Origin of the sequence: Stenotrophomonas sp. CCNWLW162 (assembly GCF_037203745.1) — a bacterium.
Classification (GTDB): Bacteria; Pseudomonadota; Gammaproteobacteria; order Xanthomonadales; family Xanthomonadaceae; genus Stenotrophomonas; species Stenotrophomonas maltophilia_AQ.
The window spans coordinates 449371-472662 of sequence record NZ_JBBCBL010000004.1 but is presented as its reverse complement, the minus strand read 5'-3'; the positions used below and the strand labels follow the sequence as shown (position 1 = coordinate 472662).

General features: G+C 67.7%; 21 protein-coding genes. 9 read left to right on the top strand and 12 right to left on the bottom strand.

The features are described 5' to 3' along the window. Position 1: 1 nt before the first annotated feature. Positions 2–1462, top strand: coding sequence for an esterase-like activity of phytase family protein (locus V9K93_RS14330; RefSeq protein WP_295381240.1), 1461 nt, complete (start codon positions 2–4; stop codon positions 1460–1462). Between the two features lie 64 nt (positions 1463–1526). Here V9K93_RS14330 and V9K93_RS14325 read toward each other — a convergent pair whose 3' ends face one another. From V9K93_RS14325 to V9K93_RS14280, 10 genes are all read right to left on the bottom strand, one after another. Next, positions 1527–1973, bottom strand: a complete 447-nt coding sequence (locus V9K93_RS14325) for an REP-associated tyrosine transposase (RefSeq protein ID WP_337302755.1) — start codon at positions 1971–1973, stop codon at positions 1527–1529. 150 nt (positions 1974–2123) lie between these two features. Then, positions 2124–2882 carry a 2,3-dihydro-2,3-dihydroxybenzoate dehydrogenase gene (locus V9K93_RS14320; protein WP_046986171.1) on the bottom strand — a complete coding sequence of 253 codons (759 nt, stop codon included), beginning with the start codon at positions 2880–2882 and terminating at the stop codon, positions 2124–2126. Next, the gene (locus V9K93_RS14315; protein ID WP_337302754.1) at positions 2873–6763 is read right to left on the bottom strand and encodes an enterobactin synthase subunit F; all 3891 of its coding nucleotides are present in this window, start codon (positions 6761–6763) and stop codon (positions 2873–2875) included. The genes V9K93_RS14320 and V9K93_RS14315 overlap by 10 nt, the downstream gene beginning before the upstream one ends. Further along, positions 6760–7017, bottom strand: coding sequence for a phosphopantetheine-binding protein (locus V9K93_RS14310; RefSeq protein WP_010485231.1), 258 nt, complete (start codon positions 7015–7017; stop codon positions 6760–6762). The genes V9K93_RS14315 and V9K93_RS14310 overlap by 4 nt, the downstream gene beginning before the upstream one ends. After that, positions 7017–7649, bottom strand: coding sequence for an isochorismatase family protein (locus V9K93_RS14305; protein ID WP_241888130.1), 633 nt, complete (start codon positions 7647–7649; stop codon positions 7017–7019). The genes V9K93_RS14310 and V9K93_RS14305 overlap by 1 nt, the downstream gene beginning before the upstream one ends. After that, a complete protein-coding gene (locus tag V9K93_RS14300; RefSeq protein ID WP_337302753.1) occupies positions 7649–9301 on the bottom strand; it encodes a (2,3-dihydroxybenzoyl)adenylate synthase in 1653 nt (550 codons plus the stop codon). The genes V9K93_RS14305 and V9K93_RS14300 overlap by 1 nt, the downstream gene beginning before the upstream one ends. Next, positions 9298–10491: an isochorismate synthase gene (locus V9K93_RS14295; protein ID WP_046986166.1), complete on the bottom strand. Its 1194-nt coding sequence runs from the start codon at positions 10489–10491 to the stop codon at positions 9298–9300. The genes V9K93_RS14300 and V9K93_RS14295 overlap by 4 nt, the downstream gene beginning before the upstream one ends. Beyond that, positions 10488–11684 (bottom strand): MFS transporter, encoded by a 1197-nt coding sequence (locus V9K93_RS14290; RefSeq protein ID WP_136637865.1) that lies wholly within the window; start codon positions 11682–11684, stop codon positions 10488–10490. Before V9K93_RS14290 ends, V9K93_RS14295 begins: the two co-directional genes overlap by 4 nt. A 153-nt stretch (positions 11685–11837) precedes the next feature. Beyond that, a complete protein-coding gene (locus V9K93_RS14285; protein ID WP_136638053.1) occupies positions 11838–12149 on the bottom strand; it encodes a DUF3817 domain-containing protein in 312 nt (103 codons plus the stop codon). A gap of 153 nt (positions 12150–12302) precedes the next feature. Continuing rightward, a complete protein-coding gene (locus V9K93_RS14280; RefSeq protein WP_136637864.1) occupies positions 12303–13238 on the bottom strand; it encodes a TIGR03571 family LLM class oxidoreductase in 936 nt (311 codons plus the stop codon). A gap of 66 nt (positions 13239–13304) precedes the next feature. Between V9K93_RS14280 and V9K93_RS14275 the strand changes: the two genes are divergently transcribed. The 5 genes from V9K93_RS14275 (at position 13305) to V9K93_RS14255 (ending at position 17300) form a co-directional block, all read left to right on the top strand. Continuing rightward, the gene (locus V9K93_RS14275) at positions 13305–13754 is read left to right on the top strand and encodes a GNAT family N-acetyltransferase (RefSeq protein ID WP_046986162.1); all 450 of its coding nucleotides are present in this window, start codon (positions 13305–13307) and stop codon (positions 13752–13754) included. Between the two features lie 147 nt (positions 13755–13901). Next, positions 13902–15413, top strand: a complete 1512-nt coding sequence (locus tag V9K93_RS14270; protein ID WP_337302752.1) for a thioredoxin family protein — start codon at positions 13902–13904, stop codon at positions 15411–15413. 350 nt (positions 15414–15763) lie between these two features. Further along, positions 15764–16393, top strand: a complete 630-nt coding sequence (locus V9K93_RS14265) for a superoxide dismutase (protein WP_337302751.1) — start codon at positions 15764–15766, stop codon at positions 16391–16393. Continuing rightward, positions 16390–16965 (top strand): flavin reductase family protein, encoded by a 576-nt coding sequence (locus V9K93_RS14260; protein ID WP_295381218.1) that lies wholly within the window; start codon positions 16390–16392, stop codon positions 16963–16965. The genes V9K93_RS14265 and V9K93_RS14260 overlap by 4 nt, the downstream gene beginning before the upstream one ends. Further along, positions 16965–17300 (top strand): tetratricopeptide repeat protein, encoded by a 336-nt coding sequence (locus tag V9K93_RS14255; protein ID WP_046986158.1) that lies wholly within the window; start codon positions 16965–16967, stop codon positions 17298–17300. The genes V9K93_RS14260 and V9K93_RS14255 overlap by 1 nt, the downstream gene beginning before the upstream one ends. Before the next feature lie 5 nt (positions 17301–17305). On the opposite strand, the gene V9K93_RS14250 is transcribed toward V9K93_RS14255, so the two are convergent. Further along, entirely contained in the window at positions 17306–18454 is a 1149-nt protein-coding gene (locus V9K93_RS14250; RefSeq protein WP_046986157.1) for a fatty acid desaturase family protein, read from the bottom strand. Positions 18455–18466: 12 nt separating this feature from the next. Beyond that, positions 18467–19537, bottom strand: coding sequence for a ferredoxin reductase (locus tag V9K93_RS14245; protein WP_046986156.1), 1071 nt, complete (start codon positions 19535–19537; stop codon positions 18467–18469). Positions 19538–19629: 92 nt separating this feature from the next. On the opposite strand from V9K93_RS14245, the gene fabR reads away from it, so the two are divergent. From fabR to V9K93_RS14230, 3 genes are all read left to right on the top strand, one after another. Further along, positions 19630–20286, top strand: coding sequence for an HTH-type transcriptional repressor FabR (fabR, locus tag V9K93_RS14240; protein WP_005409961.1), 657 nt, complete (start codon positions 19630–19632; stop codon positions 20284–20286). Between the two features lie 276 nt (positions 20287–20562). Next, complete coding sequence (locus V9K93_RS14235; protein ID WP_046987067.1) at positions 20563–22719, top strand: TonB-dependent receptor plug domain-containing protein; 2157 nt, start codon at positions 20563–20565, stop codon at positions 22717–22719. After that, on the top strand, positions 22709–23269 hold the full coding sequence (locus V9K93_RS14230; protein ID WP_136637858.1) for a thioredoxin-like domain-containing protein: 561 nt from the start codon (positions 22709–22711) through the stop codon (positions 23267–23269). The genes V9K93_RS14235 and V9K93_RS14230 overlap by 11 nt, the downstream gene beginning before the upstream one ends. Positions 23270–23292 lie beyond the last annotated feature (23 nt).

Genomic DNA, 23292 nt, shown 5'->3' with positions numbered 1-23292 from the left:
GATGCTCGCGACCGCCCTGCTGCTGGCCACCCTCTCCGCCGGCGGATACTCCGCTCCACACGAGGCCGCTGGCGCACCGCCACGCACCCTGCAGTTGGGCGGTCGTACTTACGTGGATAAAGGCCTGGTCGCCGCCGGGCGGCTGCCGGCAGGCACGGTGGACTTCCTCGGCGACACGCTGGGCTCGTTCTCGTCGCTGGCGGTACAGCCTGGCACCTGGAAGCGCACCGCCAGCGGCTACGAAGGCGTGCTGTGGACACTGCCCGACCGCGGCCGCAACGATCCCGAGGCCGGCCTGTTCTACGACTACACTGGACGCGTGGAGCGCATGCAGCTGCGCATCGACGTTACGCGAGGCAAGCCCGGTGCGCTCGGTACGCTGTCGATGGTCCCGGACAAGGGCGTGGTGCTGAAGGACTTCAACGGGCAGCCGTTCACCGGTGCCGACCCGGGTGAGCACACGATCACCCAACGCGATGTGGTGCTGCCCTCGCCGGCCAGCGGCGCGGGCGCCGGCAAGGTTTCGCTGGATGCGGAGTCGCTGCAGTTCACCGCCGATGGCCATTTCTACATCGGCGACGAGTACACCGCCAACGTCTATTACTTCGATGCGCAGGGTCAGCTGCAGGGCGTGATCGTGGCGCCCCCTGCGATCAGGCCGCAGCGCGAGGGCAAGCCGGCGTTCGGCTCGCTGGCGCCACCGCAGACCGGCCGCCGCAACAACCAAGGCGTGGAAGGCATGGGCCTGTCACCCGACGGCACCCGCCTGTTCGTCGCCCTGCAGAGCGCCACACTGCAGGACAGCGCGCAGGGCAACGCGGCGGGCCGTATCAACACCCGCGTACTGGTCTACGACGTGACGGCCTCGCCGACGCCACAGCAACCTATCGGCCATTACGTGATGGCCCTGCCCGCCTACGCGCAAGACGGCAAGGGCAAACTGGACCGCACCGCCGCGCAGAGCGAGCTCCGCGTGCTGGACGACCATCGCTTCCTGCTGCTGGCCCGGGATGGCAATGGCCTGGGCAAGGACGTCGACGACCCGATCGTCTACAAGTCGGTGTTGCTCGTGGATGTGGCCGATGCCAGCAATCTGGCCGGCAGCACCTACGAAACCGGCACGACCTCGGTACTGGCTGATCCCACCGGTACCACGTTGAAGGCAGGCATCGTGCCCGCACGCAGCGACGAACTGCTGAACCTGCTCGACCGCCCGCAGCTCGCGCGTGCCGGGCTGGATCTGGACACGATGCGCGGCCCACATGCCGGGCTGCTCTCGGAAAAGTGGGAAGCCATGGACGTGCTGCCGGCGCTGGACCCGCAGCATCCGAACGACGTGCTGTTGTTGATCGGCAACGACAACGACTTCATCGCCCGTCACTGCCGCATGCAGGGCCAGCCCTGCGATAGCCCGTACGACAACGACAACCGCGTGCTGGTGTACCGACTGACCCTTCCCTGACCGCAACGGGTAGTGCCGCAACCGTCTCGCTCGAAAGCCTGGTAGTGCCGGCCGCTGGCCGGCATCACGCCCAGACCGACCACGCATGCAGATACTCGCCAATCTGCTCGGCAATACCGGCGCGTACCGGGTTCCCCTGGATGTATAGGGCTGGCCGCGCCAGCGACTCCTCAGCCCTCACGGCGTGGTCGAAGTAGCCAGGCTGCCACACCGTACTTCGACGACCCGCCAGGCGATTCAGGGCAAGCGCGCTCGACGACTTCATTCGGCGCGCAATGTCTGGAAGGTGAGCTGCACGCAGCTCGAACATCCAGTGGACGTGATCCGGCATGACGACCCATGCGAGTGACTGCACCAGCCCCCGCCGCTCGATGTAATGAAACGGGTCGTTTACACATGCCACTGCAGCTTCGCTTTCAAAGAGCCGGCGGCGCTGATGTGTGGTCGTTGTCAGAACGTAGACCTGACCGACAATGGAACGCCGGCCCAGGCGGAGGCGGTGGCTGCTCATGCCTCATCGTGGAGCGATCATTGGGCGTTGAACGTCAGGCCATGCCTCGATGGATGTTCGGAGATGTCTGAAGTTGAATGAGGTTGCCGGCCGGTGGACGGCACTACCGGGGACTATGGGTTGCCGGCCAGCGGCCGGCATTAGCAGGAATCACCCGCGCAGGGTGGCGCCGCCGTCGACGTACAGGTCACTCATCGCCACGTGTCCGGCCTGCTCGGAGAGCAGGAACATCACCGAATGGGCGACGTCTTCCGGGCTCGCCAGCTTGCGCAGTGGAATGCCGGCCTTGTAGGTCTCCAGGCTGCCGGCGATCACGCGCTCGGCGCCGTGCTTGTCCTGCCACATGCCGGTCTGCATCGGGGTCAGCGTTGAGCCCGGGGCGACGATGTTGCAGCGGATGCCGAGCGGTGCCAGCTCCAACCCAAGGCAGCGGGTGAACATCGTAGCGGCTGCCTTGGATGCCGCGTAGGCGGCCATGCCGTGCCGAGGCACGCCCGCCGCGTTCGAGCTGACGGTGACGATCGCACCCTGCCGACGTGGTGACATCACCCGCGCCAGCGCACGCCCCACATGGAACACGCCATCCGCATTGACTGCGAAAACCCGGCGCCAATCGTCATCGGTGGTGCCGGTCACCTCGCCCACGTGCAGCACCCCGGCCACGCTGGCGGCGAGGCCGATCGGCCCGATGCTGGCTTCTACACGATCCACCAGCGCATCCACCGCCGCAGTGTCGGTCACATCAAGGGCAAACGCCTGCACACGTGCATCCGCGACCACGGGCGCATCGCGATCGGTCGCCACCACCGTGCAGCCAGCCTCGGCCAGCAACCGCACCAGGGCCTCACCGATGCCACCGGCGGCGCCGGTCACCAGGGCCACGCGGCCTTCAAAACCGGTCAACTGCATGTTGCGATCTCCTGTTGCTCATCCCAATGGCGCAGGCGCGCCGACAACCACGGCGCCAGCTGCGCCACCGCATCGCGGCCGGTCAGTTCGGCGTGCAGGAACGGCAGTTCCAGCACCTGCACCCTGCGCGCGTGGGTCCGCCACAACGTCGATTGCAGCTGTGGCCGCGCCTGATGATCCCGACCAGCACGGACGTGCACCAGCGTGCCGTCGAACGGTTGGTGAATATGTTCGCGGATCAGTCGATTGGTGCCGGTCACCGCGCGCACCACGCCATCGAGCACCACATCCGGCAGGCTGCCGAGTGCACTGCCGCCACGGCGCAGGAACCCCAGAATGCGTTCACGGCTGTCGAGTTCCGGATGCGCATCCGGATCGTGGCCGGCAATCGCCAGCAATGCCCGCAATGCGGCGATGGGATCGGGTTCCGGTTCGGCCCGCCAGCACTCGCTGGGATACGCGTCCAGCAGCACCAGCTCGCCGACGTCGCGGCCGATTTCATGCAGGCGCACCGCCATCGCCTGGGCGAGGATGCCACCTACCGACCAGCCCAGCAGATGCACTGGCCCCTTCGGCTGTAGTGCGACCACGCGCTGCACGTAGTCGTTGGCCATCGCCTCGATGCTGCTCGGCAGCGGCTGCCGGGCGTCCAGTGCCGGCGACTGCAGGCCGTACACCGGGCGTGCCGGCTGCAGTGCCCGGGCCAGGGTGCGGTAGTTCCAGGCGATCCCCCCGGCCGGATGCAGCACGAACAGCGGCGTGGGCCCGGCGGCGTCGGTTGCGGCCAATGCGATCACCGGCCCCAGTGCGTGATCGGCCAGCGCGGGAGGCTCGGCAATACGAACCGCCAGTGCGGCCACGGTGGGCTGCGCAAACAATGCACCCAGACCCAGGTCACAGCGCCAGCGCTGCTCGATCGCCAGCAGCAGGTGCACCGCCGACAGCGAATCACCGCCGAGACTGAAGAAATCTGCATCCACTGCCACCGGCGCCTCACGCCCAAGCGCCTGGGCGAACAACAACGCCAGCTCCTGTTCCAACGGCGTGCGCGGCGCCAAGCCGGCAACTTCAAGTTGCGGAGGCTTCGGCAACGCGTTGCGGTCGAGCTTGCCGTTGGCGGTCACCGGCCAGTGGTCCACGCCGACAAACGCCGAGGGCACCATATAGTCCGGCACGCGCGTGGCCAGGTGGCTGCGCAGCGTTACGGCATCGGCAAGCGCGGTCGGCAGATACGCCACCAGACGCACTTCGCCGGGAGCATCCTGGCGCAGCAGCACTTCCGCCCGCTCCATGCCAGGCAGCTCGCGCAGTGCCGCCTCGATCTCGCCCAGCTCGATGCGCAGGCCGCGCAGTTTCACCTGGTGGTCACTGCGGCCGAGATACTCGACCGCACCATCGCGGCGCCAGCGTGCTACGTCGCCGGTGCGGTAGATGCGCTCGCCCGTCAGGAAAGGATCGGCAAGGAAGCGCTCGGTGGTCAGATCATCGCGACCGAGATAGCCACGCGCCAGCTGGACGCCACCCAGGTACAGGTCACCGGGCACGCCCACCGGCACCGGCTGCATCCGGGCGTCCAGCACGTACAGGCGGGTGTTCCAGACCGGGAACCCGATCGGCACCGGCCGCGAACGATCCTGCGCCGACGCCGGCCAGTAGCTGACGTCCACCGCAGCTTCGGTCGGGCCATACAGGTTGTGCAGCTCGGCGTGCACACGCGCGTGGAAGCGGTCGCGGGACGAAGCATCCAGCGCCTCGCCACTGGTGAACACCCGTCGCAGCTGCAGCCCTTCGGAGGCCGGTGCAGCGAGGAAGGCATCCAACATCGATGGCACGAAATGCGCCGTGGTGATGCCATGCTCGCGGATCAGCCGCGCCAGTTCAGTGGGATCGCGATGCGCGTCCGGCCCGGCGACCACCAGCGTGGCCCCGCACAGCAGCGGCAGGAAGAACTCCCAGACCGAGACGTCGAAGGTGGCCGGGGTCTTCTGCAGCACGCGGTCATCGGCGCGGATGTCGTAGTGCTCGCGCATCCACAGCAGGCGGTTGACGATGGCACGGTGTTCGATGACCACGCCCTTGGGCTCGCCGGTCGAGCCGGAGGTATAGATCACGTAGGCCGCATCGTCAGGTGCCGGATCGGCCCACGGTGCGGCAAAACTCAGCGCAGTCCACTGCTCCGGCGCGAGCACCGGTACGCCGGCCACGCGCGCCGATACGTCCGCCGCAGCCAGTACGCACACCGGCTGTGCCGACGCGAAAATACGTGCCAGCCGCTCATCGGGATGGGCCAGGTCCAGCGGAAGGTAGGCCGCGCCTGCTCGCAGCACCGCGACCAGAGCGATCACCAGCTCCAGCGAGCGCGGCAATGCCACCGCCACCACGCTGCCCGGGCCGACATCCATCGCCCGCAGCTGTGCCGCCAGCGCGAAACTGCGCGCTTCCAGCGTTACGTAGTCCAGCGTAGTGTCGCCGAACACCAGCGCTGGAGTGTGCGGATCCCGATCCATGCCCTGCTGCAGCAATTCAACCAGTGTGGTCTCAGGAAGCGCGTGCGCGGTGGCATTGAAACCGTGCAGCACCTGCTGCACCTCGTCGGTCGTCGCCAGAGGTACGGCTGCGATATCGTCAGCCTGCAGTGCCGCCGACACAAAATGCAGCAACCGTGCCGCGTGTGCCTCGACATCCTCGCGACTGTACAGCGCGGGATTGGCCTCGATCTCCAGATCCAGCAGACGCTGGCCATCGCCACGGAAGCCCAGCGTCAGGTCATCCACCGGCCCGGTGCACAGCACCTCCAGCGCCGCCTGCACGCCAGTCAGCACCAGCCGCTTGTAGAACGGCTGCACATTCACCAGCGGACCGTGCAGGCGCTGCTGCGCACCCACCAGGCCCAGGTCCCGGCGCAGTTGCTCGCCGCGGTAACGGCCGTGCTTGCGCCCCTGGCTGAGCTGACGGCCCAGCCCGCGGGTAAAGGCCTCGACGCTGCCCTCGGCGGCCGCTACGCGCAGCGGCAACACATTCATCACCATCGCCGGCACCCGCGCCGACGCGTTGCCGAGCCGCCCCATGTAAGGCACGCCCAGCACCACTTCATCGGCAGCGCTCATCCGCCGCAGGTACTCGGCCGACAACGCGGCCAGCACGTCCGGCCAGGGCTGCAGCCAACGAACCGACGCCTGCAGCAGCTGTTCCCGGAATGCCGCATCGAGCGGCTGCACCCAGCGCAGCGCGTCGTCACTGGCCGCGAGCGTACCGGCCAGGCCGACGCCCGCCGGTGCCCCCTGCATGTGCTCGCGCCACCACTGCCCGGCCTGCGTGCGGCGCGGATCGGCACGATAGGCGGCATCATCGGCCAGCACGCCAGTCAGCCCCGGCAGTGGCTCACCGGTACGACCGGCATACAACGCGCACACGCGATCAGTGAACAGCGCCATGCCGTATCCGTCGGCCGCCAGGTGATGCACGCGCAGGTACCAGACCCAGCGCTGCCCGCCCAGCTCAAGCAGCACCTGCTGACTGATCCGGTCGCGGGTGGGATCGACCGGGCTCAGCCGGTCGGCGTGCATCAGGTTGCGTGCCGCAGCGGCGGGATCCGCCTCAGTGGACACATCCCGCACCGAAAGCAACGGCACGTGTGCGGGGTCATGCCACTGCAGCGGCTGGCCATCGGCCCCTTCGGCAAAGCGCAGTGCTAAGGCCTGGGCCTCGCCTGCAGCCTGGTCTGCCGCTGCGACGAACGCGGCCACGTCCAGCGGGCCATCGATCCACACCGCGTGCGCGGTATTGAATGACGGGTTGTCCGGTGCCAGCCGCTGTGCGAACCACAGTCCCGCCTGGGCCTCGGTCAATGCCACCGGCGTGGCCAGCGCGACGGCGTTCATGCGCTCTGCGCGGCCTGCAGCGTCTGCACCACGTTCCACCACTGGCGCAGCGTGGTGTGTTCGGCCAACTGCGAGAACTCCAGCGGCAGGCCGGTGTTGCCCCAGGCCAGGACCAGGCCGAGCATGCGCATCGAATCCAGGTCCAGGTCGATCAGGTTGTCGTCGTCACCGATCTCGGCCGGTGTGCACTCCAGCACGCGCGCCACATCGGCACGCATCCGCTCCAGATCCAGCACCTCACCCGTGGCGGCCATCACAGCACCTCCAGCAGCTGGTCGGTGGTCATCGGCACCCCGCTGGTGCGTGCGATCCAGTGCAGCGCCTGATCGTGATCGGCACGCGAGAAGTCCGCCACCGCGTCAGCGGCGATGAAGGCCTCGATGTCACGCTGGAAGGCCTCGACCACGGTCGCGGTGCAGCCGATATGGGCGTACACGCCGGTCACCAGCAGCTGGTCGCGCCCACGTACCCGCATCAGCGTCTCCAGGTTGCTGCGCTGGAAGGCGCTGTAGCGGTGCTTCACCAGCACGTGCTCGCCTGGCTGCGGTGCCAGCGCCTCGATGATCGGTTCGTGGTCGGCGCTGCGGCGCATGCCCGGCCCCCACAGATCGGCCTGCAGGCCGCGGTCGCGGCGATCCTGGTCACCATGCTGGGCGGTGTAGAACACCGGAATGCCGTGCGCGCGGCAGTGCGCCAGCAGGCGCACGATGTTGTCCACCGCCGGCCGCAAGGGCGTGCTGCCGGCGTCGAATGCCGCCAGGAAGTAGCGCTGCATGTCGTGCACCAGCAAAGCCACACGATCGCGCTGCGGGCGCCACGGGCCACGCGCCTGCGGCAGTTCGGCGGCGGTCGGCAAGGGATAGTCGGTAATACGGGGCAGCGCCATCAGCGCGTTCCTCCTGTCTGTTGCAGATGACGCGCACGCAGCTGCGCGCGCAGTTCGCGGCGGCTGATCTTGCCGACCGCAGTGGTATCGAAACTGTCGACGAACACAATCTGGTCGGGCACCTTGAACGCGGCCAGGCCACGCCCGCGCATCCAGGCCTTCAGTGCCGGGGCCTTGAACGGTTCGCCCTGCGGGATCACGAAGGCGCAGCTGCGCTCGCCCAGGTACTCATCGGGAATGGAGACAACGGCGGCGTCGAACACACCCGGGTGCGCCAGCAGGTGGTCCTCGATCTCCTCAGCGGAGATCTTCTCGCCAGCGCGGTTGATGTGGTCACCCGCACGGCCCTGTACCACCAGATAGCCACCGGGCAGCTGCTGCACACGGTCGCCGGTGCGATAGAAGCCGTCGTCGGTGAACGAGCGCGCATTGGCCACCGCATCGTTGTGGTAGCCACGGATGGTGTACGGGCCACGGGTGAGTAGATGCCCCACCTCGCCCTCGGCCACCAGCTGGTCATGGTCATCGACCACGCGCACTTCATCATCCGGACTGATCGGCCGCCCCTGGCAGGCCACGATCAGTTCTTCCGGATCGTCCAGGCGGGTGTAGTTCACCAGCCCTTCGGCCATGCCGAATACCTGCTGCAAGGTACAGCCGAGGCCGTCAATCACCCGCCGCGCGGCTTCCGGCACCAGCTTGGCGCCGCCCACCTGCAGTACCTGCAGGCTGGACAGGTCATGCTTGCTGGTGGCGGCGGCCTGCGCCCACAGCAACGCCAGCGGCGGCACCAGGCCACAGCAGGTCACCCGCTCCCGTGCGATCAGCGGGAAGGCCGCATCCGGTCCGGGGCCGGGGCTGAGCACCACGCGGGCGCCGGCATACAACGCACCGAAGAAGCCGGGCGAACTCATCGGGAAGTTGTGCGCGGCCGGCAGCGCGACCAGATACACGCTGTCGCGGTCGATGCCGCAGATGTCATTGCTGGCGCGGAACGAATAGATGTAGTCGTCGTGCGTGCGCGGGATCAGCTTGGACAGGCCGGTGCTGCCACCGGAGATCTGCAGGAACGCCACCGACTGCGGATCCGGGTCGGCCGGCAGCTGGCTGCGGTCGCCCTGCAGCGAATCCAGCGCGGTGAACTCCGCTGCATCGCCATCGATGACCACGTGGCGCACCGCAGGTACGTCGGCCTGCAGCGCCCGCGCGAGTCCGCGATGATCGAAGCCGTCGTGCAGGTCGGCAGTGATGTAGGCACTGGCCTCGGCCTTGTTCGCGAAGTGCACCAGCTCGGTGATGCGATGCGCAGGCAGTGCGTACACCGGCACCAGTCCGGCCCGGAACAGGCCACAGATCGTAGTGATGAAGCCAGCGGTGTTGCCCAGCTGCACCAGCACCCGCTCACCGGGCTGCAGGCCGAGTGCCAGCAGGCCGGCACCGATGCGACCGGCTTCGTGCCACAGCTGCGCATAGCTCAGGCGGACGTCACCAGCCACCACCGCGATGTCATCCGCATAGCGTTCCGCGCGCTCGCGCAGGAACGCCGGGAAGGTCTCGCCACGCCAGTGACCGGCCTCGCGATAGCGCGCCATCAGTTCATCAGGCCATACCTGCTGCAGTGGCAGGCGGGAAGAATCAGCGGAGGTATTCATGCGGCAGGCTCGATGGCGGGCGCCGATTCATGGACACCCAGCGCGTTCAACAGGGCAGCGAACTTGGCTGCGGTTTCAGCCACTTCAGCCTCGGGCTGCGAATCGGCGACGATGCCGGCGCCTGCGTACAGGCGCAGCTGCGTGCCCTGCAGTCGCGCGCAGCGGATCGCCACGTACCAGTCGCCATCCCCCTGCGCGTCCAACCAGCCGACTGCACCGGCATAGAAACCGCGCGGCACCGGTTCCAGCTCACGGATGCGCTGCAGTGCCGCCAGCCGTGGCGTACCGCAGACTGCCGGCGTGGGGTGCAGCTGTGCCAACAGTTCGGCTGCAGACGTCTGCGGATCCTTCAGGGTGGCGTGGATGCGGGTTCCCAGATGCCACATGCTGGCAGTCGCATGCAGCGCCGGCCGCGGCTGTGCATCGATGTGGCTGCAGTACGGCGCCAGGCCATCGACGATGGCTTCGACCACGTGGCGATGCTCGTCATGGTCCTTGCGCGAGGCCAGCAGCGCCTGCGCGGCACGCTCGTCCTCGGTGGCATCGGCGCTGCGGCGTGCGGACCCGGCCAGCGGGTGCGACAGCAGCTGCACACCACGCTTGCGCAGCAACAGCTCCGGCGTTGCGCCAACCAGCCAGGCCGGGGCCCGCCCCAGTTCGACCGGCAGCGGCACCGCATAGGTGGCCACCGAGGGGTCCGCACCCAGCCGTGCCAGCAGTACATCCGGCGAAAGCGCTTGCCGGGTGCGGGCCAGCAGGCTGCGCGCCAGCACCACTTTATGCAGATCCTGTTCGGGCGCGCGCAGGGCCTGCACCGCAGTGGCCACGGCGGCGGCATAGTCCACCGCTGCGGGCTCTGCACGCAGCTCACCCTCCAGCGGCGGCGCCGCCTGCGGCTGCAACGGCAATGGCGGCAGCAGCCGCTCGGGCTGGTACAGCGCATCATCAGCACGCGGCTCGAACGGCACCGCGCCGACCAGCAGGCCGGGGCCGCCACGCTGCTGGGCGAAGAAATCCGCAACACGCTCAGCCAGGGTTGCCAGCGCACCACTCGGCAGCGCGGCCCGGCAACCGCGCGCATGCACATGCTGACCCGCATGCTGCAACAGGAACAGTGCGGCGTCGTCGATGGTATCCAGGGCCGGCGGCGCAGCCTCCGGCCACGCGCCCTGCATCAGGGAATCGTTCATGAGGTCTCCTTCATCCGATACGCGGCGGCCAACGCGCACAGCAACAGCAGCAGCGCACCCACCAGCAGATAAGGCAGGCTGGGCCCACCGCGATACAACAGCGTGCCGAGCATCGGTCCGGCCACCATGCCCAGCCCCTGCGCGGCAGCAACGGTGCCGGCGGCAGCACCCTGCTCGTGTGCTTCCACCGCGTCGGCAGCCAGCGCCTGGAACGAGGGGAACACGAAACCCATGCCGAACGCGGCCAGCGCATAGGCTGCCGGCAACTGCCAGGCCTGCTGAACGCCGGCCACCGAAGCGAAGCCGATGCCCGAAATCAATGCGCCCAGGATGATCCAGCGCCGCGGATGCACCTCCAGCTTCATCACCAGCGCCTGCGCCAGGATCAGGCCGACGCCGACCGCAGTGAGCGCGATACCCGCCATGCGTGCGCCCGCCGCTGCATCCAGGCCGAGGCGATCGATCGCGAAGAAGCCGACCGTCACCTGCGCGATGGTCACCGAGACCATCGCAATGAACGCCGCCAGCTGTGGCAGGCGCAGGCGCGGGTCGAGACGGCTTATCGGATGGCGGCGTTGTGCAGAGGCGCTCTCCACTGGCGGTGTGGCCGGCAGCCGCCAGGCCAGCAATGCCAGCGCAAGCAGCGGCAACAATGCGGCCACATACAGCGCCAGTGACAGATTCGTATAGGCCAGCCAGCCAGCGGCCGCCGGCCCCAGCACCATCCCCAGCGCGTTGGCGCTGCCCAGGCGAGCGAGGAATTTGGCACGTTGGCCGGTCGGTGCCTTGTCGGCGATCAGCGCGGCAGCGGTAGGGGGCACGGCGGCGTAGAACAGGCCGATCAGGCCACGCGCGCCGACCAGCACCAGCACCGATACCAACACAGGCGGCACTGCCTGCAGGGCAACGTCGATGAACACCGCCAGCGCGATGTAGACCAGGGTGTAGGCGCTCATCGCCAGCATCAGCACGCGCTTGCGGCCGACGCGGTCGCTGAGCTGGCCCCAGGGGCGCGCGGCCAGCATCCACAACACGCCGGCGGCGGTGACTGACAGGCCGGCATGCCACTCGGACAAACCGAGCATGCGAACCACCGGGCCGATCACGGCGACGAAGGACATCATCGCCATGGTGCCGATCAGGGCAGCCAACACCAGCGCCGGCAAGCCGGGAACGACGGGACGTGCGTGCATGGAACACCAGCCGTAACAGGAAAGGATGGCCGGGCGCGTCTACACGCCCCACCTGGCACCGACCCTGCTCAGGACCAGATGCCACCCTTAAATGATAACGGCTCGTATTTGCATTTGATACCCATTCTCTTGAATGGGCATGCAACAGTGGGTTCAGCGCATTGCACGCAGGCCCAGCAGACCACGGCGCTTGAACCACCACTCCAGCGGCAGCGTGACCAGCGGCGGGATCGCTGCCAGCAAGGCCAGCGCGCTCGCCCACCATGGCCAGCGCAGGTGCACTGCCGCAAACAGGGTGACTGCCACATAGACCAGGAACGCCACGCCGTGCAGCGGCCCAAACAGCTTCACCAGCGCCACATTGGCCATCGGGCCGTACTTCATCCACATGCCGATGAGCAGGCCGGCCCAGGTCACAGCCTCGATGAAAGCGACTGCGGCGAACAGGCGTCCGGTCGGGTGCATGGGGGAACGTTCGGTCACGCGGAGCTCCGGCATCGGGATATCAAATGCGAATGATACGCAGATGCGGACGTTCCGGACACCGGCGGGTAGCGCCGGGCCATGCCCGTCGCGCGCAGCGGGGCAGCGATATGGCGTGTCCACCCAGGTGGACACCTACCGGAGCGTCTGCGGCAACACCTGCTCACCAATCTCGCGCAGCACTTCATCCATTGCCCGCCCGTTCTCGACCAGATTGAACATCACGTGCGCCACACCCTGCGCATGCACACGCAGCAGATAATCACGCAGGCCATCGCGGCCAACCTTCAGGCCCAACGGCAAGGGCTCGGGCGGCGCCTGCGGATCCGCCTGCAGGTCCAGCAGCATCGACTGCACGAAGGGTTTTGCCGATCCACCACGCTGCGCCAGCGCCTGCTGCCACAGGCCGATGCGCCCTTCCTGAGCGACCTCCTCGCGGTGATAGGTAGCCCAACCTTCGGCTTCGCGCGCGATCCACTGCAGGCTCTGCCGCGCGGTGCCCACCACCAGCATCGGAATGCGCGCGGACGGTGCCGGCAGCACCTCGAAGCCGCCGGTGGCATCCAGGACCTCAGCGCGCTCGTCGGTGTCGAGGGACAACGCGGCACGCAGTAGCGACCAGCGCTCACGGAACGTCGCCGCCCTGCCCTCCAGATCCTCACCGAACGCGGCGAATTCCTCCGGGCGGTCACCCGAACCCAGGCCGAGCACGAAACGCCCGTCGCTGATCCGGTCCAGGCTCAACGCGGACTTCGCGACCTGCAACGGCTGCCGCAGCGGCAACACAATGGCCGCGCTGCCGACCACGATGCGCTCGGTCGCTGCGGCAAGCATGCCCAGCCACAGGAACGGATCGTCCAGCGCGCTCGCTGTCGCATCCGGGCCCTGCGGCACCATCAACGGCACATCGCGCGCCCAAAGCGCGGCAAAGCCGAGATCGTCGGCCAGCCGCGCGATGCGCCGCGCTTCGCGTGGATCGGCCAGTCCATGTGCGGCGACAGGCGTCATCAGGCCCAGGCTGAGCCCTTGTTGCGGAAACAACGAAGCGTACGCGGGATTGAAATCACTCATGCCCTCAGCTTAGCGTGCAGGCATGCGGCTGCGATGACGCGCCGCCCACCAAGGAAAGAACGCTGCATGCCGAAGATCCGCCCCGCCCACATCGACGACGTGCCTGCGATCAGTGCGCTGTGCATGGCCGCCTTCAACGAAGCCGTGGCGCCTTCGCTCAGCGCGGCCGGCATCGCCACATTCGGCAGCGTCGCCGCCGCCGATGCGTTCGCCGCGCGCCTGCAAGGTGACAACCACATCCTGGTGGCCGAGCAGGATGCGCGCGTGGTCGGCGTTGTTGAACTGAAAGAAGGCCGCCATCTGGCCATGCTGTTCGTCGACCCCGCCTGCCAGGGCCGGGGCATCGGCCATGCCTTGTTCGAGGCAGTGCTGCTGCGGGTGCGCGAGCCGGTGCTGACCGTGCGCGCCTCGCTCAACGCCGTGCCAGTCTATGAGCGCTACGGCTTCGTGCTGGACGGCGAGGTCGGCGAGTTCAACGGACTGGTGTACCAGCAGATGCTGCGGGCAGCGCCCTGACGGCATCCGCCGGGCACGGTCCGTCGCTACCTGGCAGTGCAATAAAGGCGTCATGCCCTCGCGCATGCCCGTCATAAGCAAACTGCATCAGTCAGCGGCCCGGTCGTTCCTACAATGGTCCATCACCCTGCCCTTCGAGATGTGCCGATGCGCGTCGCGCTTTCCATGTTGCTGCTGGCTTCGGCGCTGAGCGCCTGCTCCCCGGCCCCGGTGTCCACCGCCAACTCCGCCGAGGCGCCCGCGCCGGCCACTGCCATTGCCTGGCGCCAGGGCGACGTCGACGACGCCTTTGCCGAAGCCGCCGACAGCGGCAAGCCGGTGCTGCTGTACTGGGGTGCGGTCTGGTGCCCGCCATGCAACCAGCTCAAGGCCGGCCTGTTCAAGGACCCGGCCTTCATCGCGTTGACCAGCAAGTTCGTTCCCGTCTACCTGGATGGCGACGAGGAAGGTGCGCAGGCCTGGGGCGAACGCTTCGGCGTGCGCGGCTACCCGACCCTGATCGTGCTCGACCCACAACGCAACGAGATCACCCGCGTCGCCGGTGGCAACGATGCCGCCCAACTGACCCGCGCCCTGACAGTGGCGGCGGGCCGCCGCAGCGCGGTTGCCGCCACGCTGGCCACCGCCCTGGCCACACCGGACAGGTTGGCGGCGGAAGACTGGCAGGTGCTGGGCGACTACGGTTGGGAGGTGGATGCCAACCGCCTGGCCGGTGAGCGCAAGAGTGAAGACGTTCTTCGCCAGCTGTCCAGGTCCGCACCGGATGCGGCCCTGCAACGCCGCTTCGCGCTGCTGGCGCTGGCCACCACCGACACGCCCAGCGCGGCACCCACCGAAGTGCGCGAGCTGCTGCAGGCAGTATTGGCACAGCCTGTCGAAGTGCGCCGCAACCGCGAGCTGCTGGGCTATGCAGGCGCCAAGCTGGTGAAGCAGGCCAGCGCAGGGCCGGCCACGTCCACCACCCTGGGCCAGCAATTGCTGGTGGCATTGGAACGCGCCGACGCCGAGCGTGGTGACCGCGCCGACGATGCCCTGTCGCGGGCCCTGACCGAAGTTTCGCTGGTCCGCCAGCAGCAGCCGAAGGGCGCGCTTCCGGCGGCACTGGTGGAGCGGGTCAAGCAACGCGCGGCCGCCGCCGATGCCGCCGCCACCGATGCCCATGCGCGCCAGGCCACGATCAGCAGCGCAGTCTATGCACTGCGCGAGGTCGGCGATGATGCCGGTGCCGAGGCGCTGCTGCTGGCCGAGCTGAAGCGCAGCGAGCAGCCGTACTACTACATGCCCGAGCTGGCTGAACTGGCGGAGCAGCGCGGCGACACCGCCGGCGCGCTGGAGTGGCTGAAGCGTGCCTACGATGGCGCGCAGGGCCCGGCGACCCGTGTGCAGTGGGGCGTGCTGTACGTGGAAGGCCTGCTGCGGCTGGCCCCGGACGATGCGCCACGCATCGAGCAGGCGACCGTCTCATTGATCGCCGAGCTGGAGGCGCAGCCTTCGGGCTACCACCAGCGCACCCGCCAGCGCTTCGAGCGCCTGGCCGGGCATTTGAAGGCGTGGAGCGGCAAGCACCAGGGCGCGGAGACACTGGCGCGACTGCAGCAGCGGATGCAGCAGGCGTGCGGCGAGCAGGTGGATGGTGCATGCAAGGATTGGTTGAGTTGAGTTGATGAAAGCGCTGGCGGCTGGTTCACCTGCCGGCGCTTTTGTTGATACGTGCGGGAGGGGGCGGGGGCAGTACATCAGCACGCCGGTGAGCGTTCGAAAAGCGGGTTCTGGTAGTGCCGGCCGCTGGCCGGCAACCCGACCTTCACTGATTGCCGGCCAGCGGCCGGCACTACCACGTCGCTCCTGCGCTTGCCTTTGACGCCGTCTCCGCACCTGCAACACGGAATGAATCAAGGCGCCGTCAGCGCACCCATTTCAATCCCGCCCCTTGACCTAAACCAATGTTGAGGTGCGATAACGATCTCCCCACGGCCAGCCACCTGGCCTTCCCCACGGAGATTGCTTCGATGTCGTACTCGCTTCCCCCGCTCCCCTATGCCTACGACGCCCTCGAGCCGCACTTCGATGCGCGCACGATGGAGATCCACCACAGCAAGCACCATCAGACCTACGTCAACAACCTCAATGCCGCCCTCGAGCAGGCCGGCCTTGCCGAACAGCCGGTCGAGGCGCTGATCGCCAACATCGATGCCGTGCCCGAGGCGCAGCGTGGCGCGGTCCGCAACAACGGAGGTGGCCATGCCAACCACAGCCTGTTCTGGACCGTACTCAGCGCCAACGGTGGTGCACCCGATGATGAACTGGCCGCCGCCATCGACCGCGACCTCGGCGGCTTCGACGCCTTCAAGGATGCCTTCACCAAGGCCGCGCAGACCCGCTTCGGCAGTGGCTGGGCCTGGCTGACCAGTGATCGCGACGGCCGCCTGAAGGTTGAAAGCAGCGCCAACCAGGACAGCCCTTTGATGGGCGCTACGGTCGGCCTGTCCGGCAATACCCCGATCCTGGCGCTGGACGTCTGGGAGCACGCCTACTATCTGCACTACCAGAACCGTCGCCCGGACTACATCGGTGCGTTCTTCAACATCATCAACTGGGCCGAAGTCGGCCGGCGCTACCGCCAGGCCCGGGCCTCATGAGCGGCGAGACACTGCCGTACGCCGGGCCGTGGGCGGGGGTCTTCCCCGCCCCGGCCCCGGTGCCGTCGGTCGAGATGCCGCCGCGGGCACTGCGTCGGCTGCTCGGCCACTTTCCTACCGGCGTGGCCATCGTCTGCGCGCGCGATGCGCAGGGCAAGCCCATCGGCCTGACCATCAATTCGTTCGTGCCGGTGTCATTGCAGCCGCCACTGGTGCTGTGGAACCTGGCGTTGCACGCGCAGAGCCTGTCCGCCTTCCAGCGCGCCACCCGCTTTGCGATCAGCGTGCTGGCGGCCGACCAGGAAGCACTGGCCCGGCGCTTTGCCGATCCGCAGGTACGCAACCGCTTCGACGGTCTGGCATTGCTGGATGACGAAGAGGACGCCCCACCGCGCATCGCCGGTGCGGTAGCGCACCTCACCTGTACCCGCCACGCGCAGTGGCCGGTCGGCGATCACCTGCTGCTGGCTGGCCGCATCATCGAGGTACACGAGAATGGTGGTGCGCCGCTGCTGTTCCATCGGGGCCGCTTCCAGCCGGGACCGGCCGAGCTGCTGGTAGAGGTGCGCTGATGAACATCGAGGCTCTGGAATGCATGCTCGCCACCGGCAAGGACGGCGCGCTGCTGCGCTTCGGCCTGGGCAAGGGCTGGCTGGATGCCGGCAACCCGGTGCGTGCGGCGACTCATCTGGGCCGCTGCGTGGTGCTTGATCCGCAGTACTCGGCGGCCTGGAAGCTGCTTGGCAAAGCCTGGCTGGCCAGTGGCCAACCGCAGGCGGCGCGCGAAGCATGGCAACGCGGCTTGAGCGTGGCCGGCAGCAAGGGCGACCAGCAGGCACGCAAGGAAATGCAGGTGTTCCTGCGGCGCCTGGACCGCGATCAAGCGGCCCTGGCAAAAACGGGCTGAGTTGATCAGCCCGCGTTGGCCGATGCCGGTGCGGACATGATGTCCGACATCGGCAGGCGGCGCGGCTTGCTCGGGAACGCGTGGCGCAGGATGCGCCAGACCACCTGGCCGAACTGGCGCGGCAGCGAACCGTTGTTGTAGTGCTGGCCGTAACGGCGGCAGATGTCCTTCACTTCCTTGGCGATGGCCGCATAGCGGTTGGCCGGCAGGTCGGGGTAGAAGTGGTGCTCGATCTGGTGGCTGAGGTTGCCCGAGAGCACGTTGATCAGGAAGCCGCCGCTGATATTGGAAGAACCGCGCAGCTGGCGCAGGTACCAATGGCCGCGCGACTCATTGCGCAGGCACTCCTTCGGGAAGGTTTCCGACTCGGCAGTGAAGTGGCCGCAGAAGATGATCACGTAGGTCCAGATGTTGCGCAGGCCGTTGGCCACCATGTTGCCCAGCATCACGGTGAGGAAGAACGGGCCGGCCAGCAGCGGGAAGAACACGTAGTCCTTCAGCACCTGACGGGCCATTTTCCGCGCCACCGGGCGGGTCTGCATCCACATCGCACGGCCACTGATGCGGCCCTTCAGCCAACGACCCAGGCGCAGGTCCTGCGCGGCCACGCCCCACTGGAACAGCAGCGCGAAGATCGGCGCGATGATCGGCTGCAGCAGGTAGAACGGCTTCCAGCGCTGTTCCGGGAAGATGCGCAGCAGGCCGTAGCCGATGTCATCGTCCATGCCACGCACGTTGGTGTAGGTGTGGTGGCGGAAATTGTGGGTCTTGCGCCAGTTGTCGGCGGTGGCAACGATGTCCCACTCGTAGGTGTTGCCGTTGAGCTTGGGGTCGCCGGTCCAGTCGAACTGGCCGTGCATGACGTTGTGGCCCAGCTCCATGTTCTCCAGGATCTTCGACAGCGCCAGCAGCAGCGTGCCAGTGATCGCGGCCGGCCACAGCAGCGGCATCCAGAACAACGGCGAGAACGCCGCCAGGAACAGCAGGCCACGGCCACCCACGCCAAACCAGCGCACTGCGGCGGCCACGCGGCGGATGTAGCGGGTATCGGAAGCGCCAAGGCTGCCGATCACGCGGTCGCGGATCGCATCGAGTTCCTGGCCGAAGGCTTGCATCTCGGTGGTGCTCAGAGCACGGTCGGTAGCGCGGGTCATGGCAACGGGTCCTCAGAGATCCAGGGTCAGGTCGGTGGTCGGCGCGCTCACGCAGATCCGCACCGGCTGCGCCGATTCAGACTGCAGGTCGCCGGTGCGCAGGTGGCGGGTGGCACCACTGACGCGATCACAACTACAACTGTTGCAGATACCCATGCGGCAGCCATGCTTGGGCTTGATGCCGTGGGCTTCGAGGCTTTCCAGCAGCGAGCGGCCACGCGGCACGCTCAGCTGGCGGCCACTGCGCGCAAGGGTCAGCGACACCTCGCCTTCGCTGCTGGCATCGCGCAGCGGCGCCGGCGGAGTGAAGGCTTCGGCCTGGAAACCGGCCACCTGGTGCGCCAGGCGTTCACGCGCGGCGGCAACGAAGCCATCCGGGCCGCAGGCCAGCACATGGCGCTGCACCAACGGCGTGTCATCGCCGGCCACCTGCAGTTCATGGGTATCGATACGCGCGGCCGGCGCTTCACCCTCGCGGGTGGTCAGCAGATGCACGCGCAGGTTCGGATGCGCTGCGGCCAGCGCCTGCAGTTCATCACGGAACTGCAGATGGGCAGCGGTGCGCTCCCAGTAGAACAGGTCCACCGGCGCCGCCAGCGGGCGCTGGCAGGCCTCGCGCAACAGGCTGCGCATCGGCGTGATGCCACTGCCGGCCGCCAGCAGCAGCACCGGCGCCGCGGCCGGCATATGGAACTCGCCGAAGGCGGCATCGAGGCGGAACAGTTCGCCCGGCTGCGCATGGTTGACCAGATGCTGGCTGACCCGGCCACCGTCGATCGCCTTGACGGTGATCGCCAGCTCGCGCCGACCCAGTGCGGTGGGGCTGTAGCTGCGCTGCCACAGGCGCCCTTCAATCTCGACGCCCAGGGTGACGTGCTGGCCGGCACGCATGCCGGCCCAGTGCCGGTTGGTGCGCAGGACCAGGGTCGCCGCGCCCTCGCCGGCCGGCTCGCGCCGGACCAGGCGGGCCATCGGCTCGCGCAGGGTCCACAGGGGATTGAGCTGGCCCGCCCAGAAATCGAACAGCGACGGCGAGACCCAGCGGTATGGAGAGAACAGGGACGGACGGACGACAGCGCTCATGGGCGCACTATACGGGCGCACATACACCTGTGTATACATGTGTATATTGAACCGGATTGGGTATGATTCAGCCTCGCCCCACCGGAACCCCCATGGCCGCCGCCACCGCTTTGTCGACGCCCGAAGATGCCAACAGCCCGGCCCGCCGTACGGTGAGCCGTGAGGATCTGCTGGCCGCCGCCCTGAAACTGATCGGGCCGCACCGCAGCCTGTCCACGCTCAGCCTGCGCGAAGTGGCACGTGAAGCCGGCATTGCCCCGAACAGCTTCTACCGGCAGTTCCGCGACATGGACGAGCTGGCCGTGGCGCTGATCGACGCGGCTGGCCGTTCGCTGCGCACCATCATCGGCGAGGCCCGGCAGCGCGCCACCTCCACCGCCACCAGCGTGGTGCGGGTCTCGGTGGAGACCTTCATGGAGCAGCTGCGCGCCGACGACAAGCTGCTGCATGTGCTGCTGCGCGAAGGCGCGGTCGGCTCGGACGACTTCAAGCACGCGGTCGAACGCGAGCTGCACTACTTCGAGGAAGAGCTGCAGCACGATCTGGTGCGCCTGGCCGCATTGGATGGCGCGGTGCTGCACGCCCCGGAGCTGGTGGCCAAGGCCATCACCCGGCTGGTGTTCGCGATGGGCGCCACCGCCATGGACCTGCCGCCGGAGAAGGATCCGGAGCTGGTCGAACAGATCTCCACGATGATCCGCATGATCATCGTCGGCGCCCGCACCCCGGCCGCATTCCGCCGCGGCTGACGTTAGGGCTCCGGGGTCGGATCCCTTTCCTCAGGAAAGGACTCTGACCCCAGCCACCCTGCCCCACGCAGCAACGCCATCCCCCGTGCATGACCACCGGCAGGGTTGCAGGCGCTGAATGTAATGTTATAACACCACATGATCCCTCTGGACTTGTGCGGCGCACCGGTTTGCTGCGACTTCGTTATATAGCACTTGCTATATCTATAAGCCACTGCTTTCATATGCACCAGCCAGGTCGCCCTCGCCGCCCTCCCTCCCCAAGGACGACGCGTCATGCCCGCTTCCCTCATCCTCCGCCGCTTGCCACTGGCCGCCGCCATTTCCCTGCCCCTGCCCCTGCCCGCGCTGGCGGCCACTCCGAAGCCGACCGAGCTGGACCGCGTGCAGGTCAAAGTCAGCACCGCCACCCGCAGCGAACGCCTGCTGTCGGACGTGCCGATCCGCACCGAGGTGCTGCGCAAGGAAGACATCGCGCTGCGCGCGGCTACCGACTTCTCGCGCGCCGCCGAGCTGATCAACGGCCTGCGCGTGGAGAGCAACTGCCAGAACTGCAACACCAGCGAAGTACAGCTGCTGGGCCTGCCCGGCGCCTACAACCAGCTGTTGTTCGATGGCATTCCGCTGCTGTCCACGCTGGGCAGCGTGTACGGCCTGGAACAGATTCCGGCCGGCTTCGTCGACCGCATCGAAGTGGTCAAGGGCGGCGGCTCGGCACTCTATGGGCCGGGCGCGGTGGCCGGTGTGATCAACCTGATTCCCCCGCTGCCGGCGCGCAGCGGTGGCCATGTGCAGGCCGGTGTGGATGTGCTGAAGGGCACACCGCAGAAGAATGCCGACGTGCGACTGGACCTGGTGGCCAAGGAAGCAGACGCCGGCCTATCGGTGATTGCCCAGCGCAACTGGAACAGCGGCATCGACTACAACGGTGATGGCTATACCGAAATCACCCGCAAGAACCTCAAGGTCGGCGGGCTGCAGGCCTGGTACGCGCCCACGCCGGGCACGCGGCTGCGCCTGGACCTGCAGGTAACCGATGAAACCCGCCGCGGCGGCAACCGCCTGGACCAGCCCGAGTATCTGGCCAACATCGCCGAATCGCTGGATACGAAGTACCGCCGAGGCAGCGTGTCGTGGGACCAGGAGATCAATGCCGACCTCGATTTCCGCCTGGCCTACGCCTTCGCTGACATCGACCGCGACAGTTTCTATGGCGGTCTGGGTGACGTCGTCACCGATCCGTCGGTGCCCGGCTATGACCCGTCGCAGCTGGACCCGAACGTGACCGGCAGCGCGGCCTCGCGTTCGTGGCGCCAGTACGGCCGCACCCACAACCCGCTGCACTACATCGACAGCCAGTTGAACTGGCGCTTGGGCGCGCACGCGCTGGCCTTTGGCGTGCAGTACAAGCACGAGGCGCTGCGCGACGACAACCGCACCGGTGACGGCCAGCGCCTTGCGGTTCTGGAGGACGCTACCTTCCACAACCTGGGGGCCTTCATCCAGGACGAATGGAGCCTGCGCGACAACGTCGACCTGGTATTGGGTGCGCGCGTGGACAAGAGCTCGGAGCTGGACAACGCGGTGTTCTCGCCGCGCATCGCGCTGGCCTGGCAGGCCACGCCGAACCTGAAATGGCGGGCAGGCATTGCCACCGGCTTCCGTGCGCCGGAGATTTTCGTCGAGGACGTGCATGTCGATACCCTTGGCGGGGAACAGGTGCGCGTGCGCAATACCGACGGCTTGAAGGAAGAGCGTGCGTTGACAACGCTGTTCGGCTTCGACTGGCGCTCGGACCCGGCGAATCCGGTCTGGAGCTGGGATGCCACTGCCTCCTATGCGCGCATCCGCGACACCTTCGCGCTGGGCGAGATCCAGCGCGGCGATGACGGACAATTGAGCCAGCTGCGCTACAACGCTTCCGGCTCCAACGTGCTGGGCGCGGAAACCAACCTCGGCTGGCAGCCATCGCCACAGTGGCGCCTGACCGCAGGCGCCTCATGGTACCGCTCGCGCTTCCGCGAACCGCAGCGCATCTTCGATGACACTGGCGACGGTGGCGACACCGTCATCGAAAGCCGCGACTACCTGAAGACGCCGCGCTGGACCGGCCTGGCCCAGCTCAGCTGGATGCCGGCCGAACCGTGGGAAACCTTCGTCGCGCTGCGCCACACCGGCCCGATGTCGGTGCTGAACAACCGGCTGGGCGAACTGCACCGCACGCGCTCGTTCCTGGTCACCGACCTCGGGGCGCGTTGGCACCGTCACCTGGGCGCGCAGGCGCAGCAGGAAGTGTCGGTAGCCGCAGGCGTCAAGAACGTATTCGACCAGCGCCAGAAGGATCTGGAAGTGGGCGCGCTGCGTGACAGCGACTATGTCTACGGGCCGCGTTTCGCGCGCTCGTGGTACGTCAACCTGCGCTATGCGTTCTGATCCACTACGAGCGCTGTTGCTGGCCTGTGCCGTGCTGCTGGCCACACCGGCGATAGCCGCGGACCTGCATGCTCAGGTCTCGGCCTCGTTGATGCGGCCGGAACAGCGATCATTGCGGCCGATGCAGTGGTCACCGCCGCCGAAACTGGTGGCGCTGTACTTCGGTGCCGACTGGTGCGCGCCCTGCCATGCCTTCGTACCGACCCTTCGCAGCGTGCGTGACGCGTTGCGCGAGGCCGGCGCCGATACCGAAGTGGTCTACGTCAGCCTGGATGAGAGCGACAGCGCGCTGCGCCGCTACATGCACGCGCAGGACATGCCGTGGCCGGTGCTGGACCCGCGCCGCGCCGCGCGCATGCCGGCACTGCAGGCATTGGCCGGGCTGGCACCGCCGAATCTGGTGCTGATCGATGCCGACGGCAAAGTGCTGGCCAATGGCTGGCACGGGCGACGCTATCAAGGCCTGCAGCCTGTGTTGAAAGAATGGACGAACCGGGCGTGCGCGCAGCAGCAGGCCCATTGTCCCAACGCCGGCACCCAATCGCGGTAGCGCCGGGCCATGCCCGGCGAAAT

Bases quoted from the DNA above. Each gene is read 5' to 3' on its own strand.
- V9K93_RS14310 (WP_010485231.1), bottom strand. From the start codon at position 7,017: ATGGCCGCCACGGGTGAGGTGCTGGATCTGGAGCGGATGCGTGCCGAT.
- V9K93_RS14235 (WP_046987067.1), top strand. From the start codon at position 20,563: ATGCCCGCTTCCCTCATCCTCCGCCGCTTGCCACTGGCCGCCGCCATT.
- V9K93_RS14270 (WP_337302752.1), top strand. From the start codon at position 13,902: ATGCGCGTCGCGCTTTCCATGTTGCTGCTGGCTTCGGCGCTGAGCGCC.
- V9K93_RS14260 (WP_295381218.1), top strand. From the start codon at position 16,390: ATGAGCGGCGAGACACTGCCGTACGCCGGGCCGTGGGCGGGGGTCTTC.
- V9K93_RS14250 (WP_046986157.1), bottom strand. From the start codon at position 18,454: ATGACCCGCGCTACCGACCGTGCTCTGAGCACCACCGAGATGCAAGCC.
- V9K93_RS14285 (WP_136638053.1), bottom strand. From the start codon at position 12,149: ATGCACCCGACCGGACGCCTGTTCGCCGCAGTCGCTTTCATCGAGGCT.
- V9K93_RS14305 (WP_241888130.1), bottom strand. From the start codon at position 7,649: ATGGCGCTGCCCCGTATTACCGACTATCCCTTGCCGACCGCCGCCGAA.
- V9K93_RS14320 (WP_046986171.1), bottom strand. From the start codon at position 2,882: ATGCAGTTGACCGGTTTTGAAGGCCGCGTGGCCCTGGTGACCGGCGCC.
- V9K93_RS14325 (WP_337302755.1), bottom strand. From the start codon at position 1,973: ATGAGCAGCCACCGCCTCCGCCTGGGCCGGCGTTCCATTGTCGGTCAG.
- V9K93_RS14295 (WP_046986166.1), bottom strand. From the start codon at position 10,491: ATGAACGATTCCCTGATGCAGGGCGCGTGGCCGGAGGCTGCGCCGCCG.
- V9K93_RS14265 (WP_337302751.1), top strand. From the start codon at position 15,764: ATGTCGTACTCGCTTCCCCCGCTCCCCTATGCCTACGACGCCCTCGAG.
- fabR (WP_005409961.1), top strand. From the start codon at position 19,630: ATGGCCGCCGCCACCGCTTTGTCGACGCCCGAAGATGCCAACAGCCCG.
- V9K93_RS14230 (WP_136637858.1), top strand. From the start codon at position 22,709: ATGCGTTCTGATCCACTACGAGCGCTGTTGCTGGCCTGTGCCGTGCTG.
- V9K93_RS14330 (WP_295381240.1), top strand. From the start codon at position 2: ATGCTCGCGACCGCCCTGCTGCTGGCCACCCTCTCCGCCGGCGGATAC.
- V9K93_RS14280 (WP_136637864.1), bottom strand. From the start codon at position 13,238: ATGAGTGATTTCAATCCCGCGTACGCTTCGTTGTTTCCGCAACAAGGG.
- V9K93_RS14275 (WP_046986162.1), top strand. From the start codon at position 13,305: ATGCCGAAGATCCGCCCCGCCCACATCGACGACGTGCCTGCGATCAGT.
- V9K93_RS14245 (WP_046986156.1), bottom strand. From the start codon at position 19,537: ATGAGCGCTGTCGTCCGTCCGTCCCTGTTCTCTCCATACCGCTGGGTC.
- V9K93_RS14300 (WP_337302753.1), bottom strand. From the start codon at position 9,301: ATGAATACCTCCGCTGATTCTTCCCGCCTGCCACTGCAGCAGGTATGG.
- V9K93_RS14315 (WP_337302754.1), bottom strand. From the start codon at position 6,763: ATGAACGCCGTCGCGCTGGCCACGCCGGTGGCATTGACCGAGGCCCAG.
- V9K93_RS14255 (WP_046986158.1), top strand. From the start codon at position 16,965: ATGAACATCGAGGCTCTGGAATGCATGCTCGCCACCGGCAAGGACGGC.
- V9K93_RS14290 (WP_136637865.1), bottom strand. From the start codon at position 11,684: ATGCACGCACGTCCCGTCGTTCCCGGCTTGCCGGCGCTGGTGTTGGCT.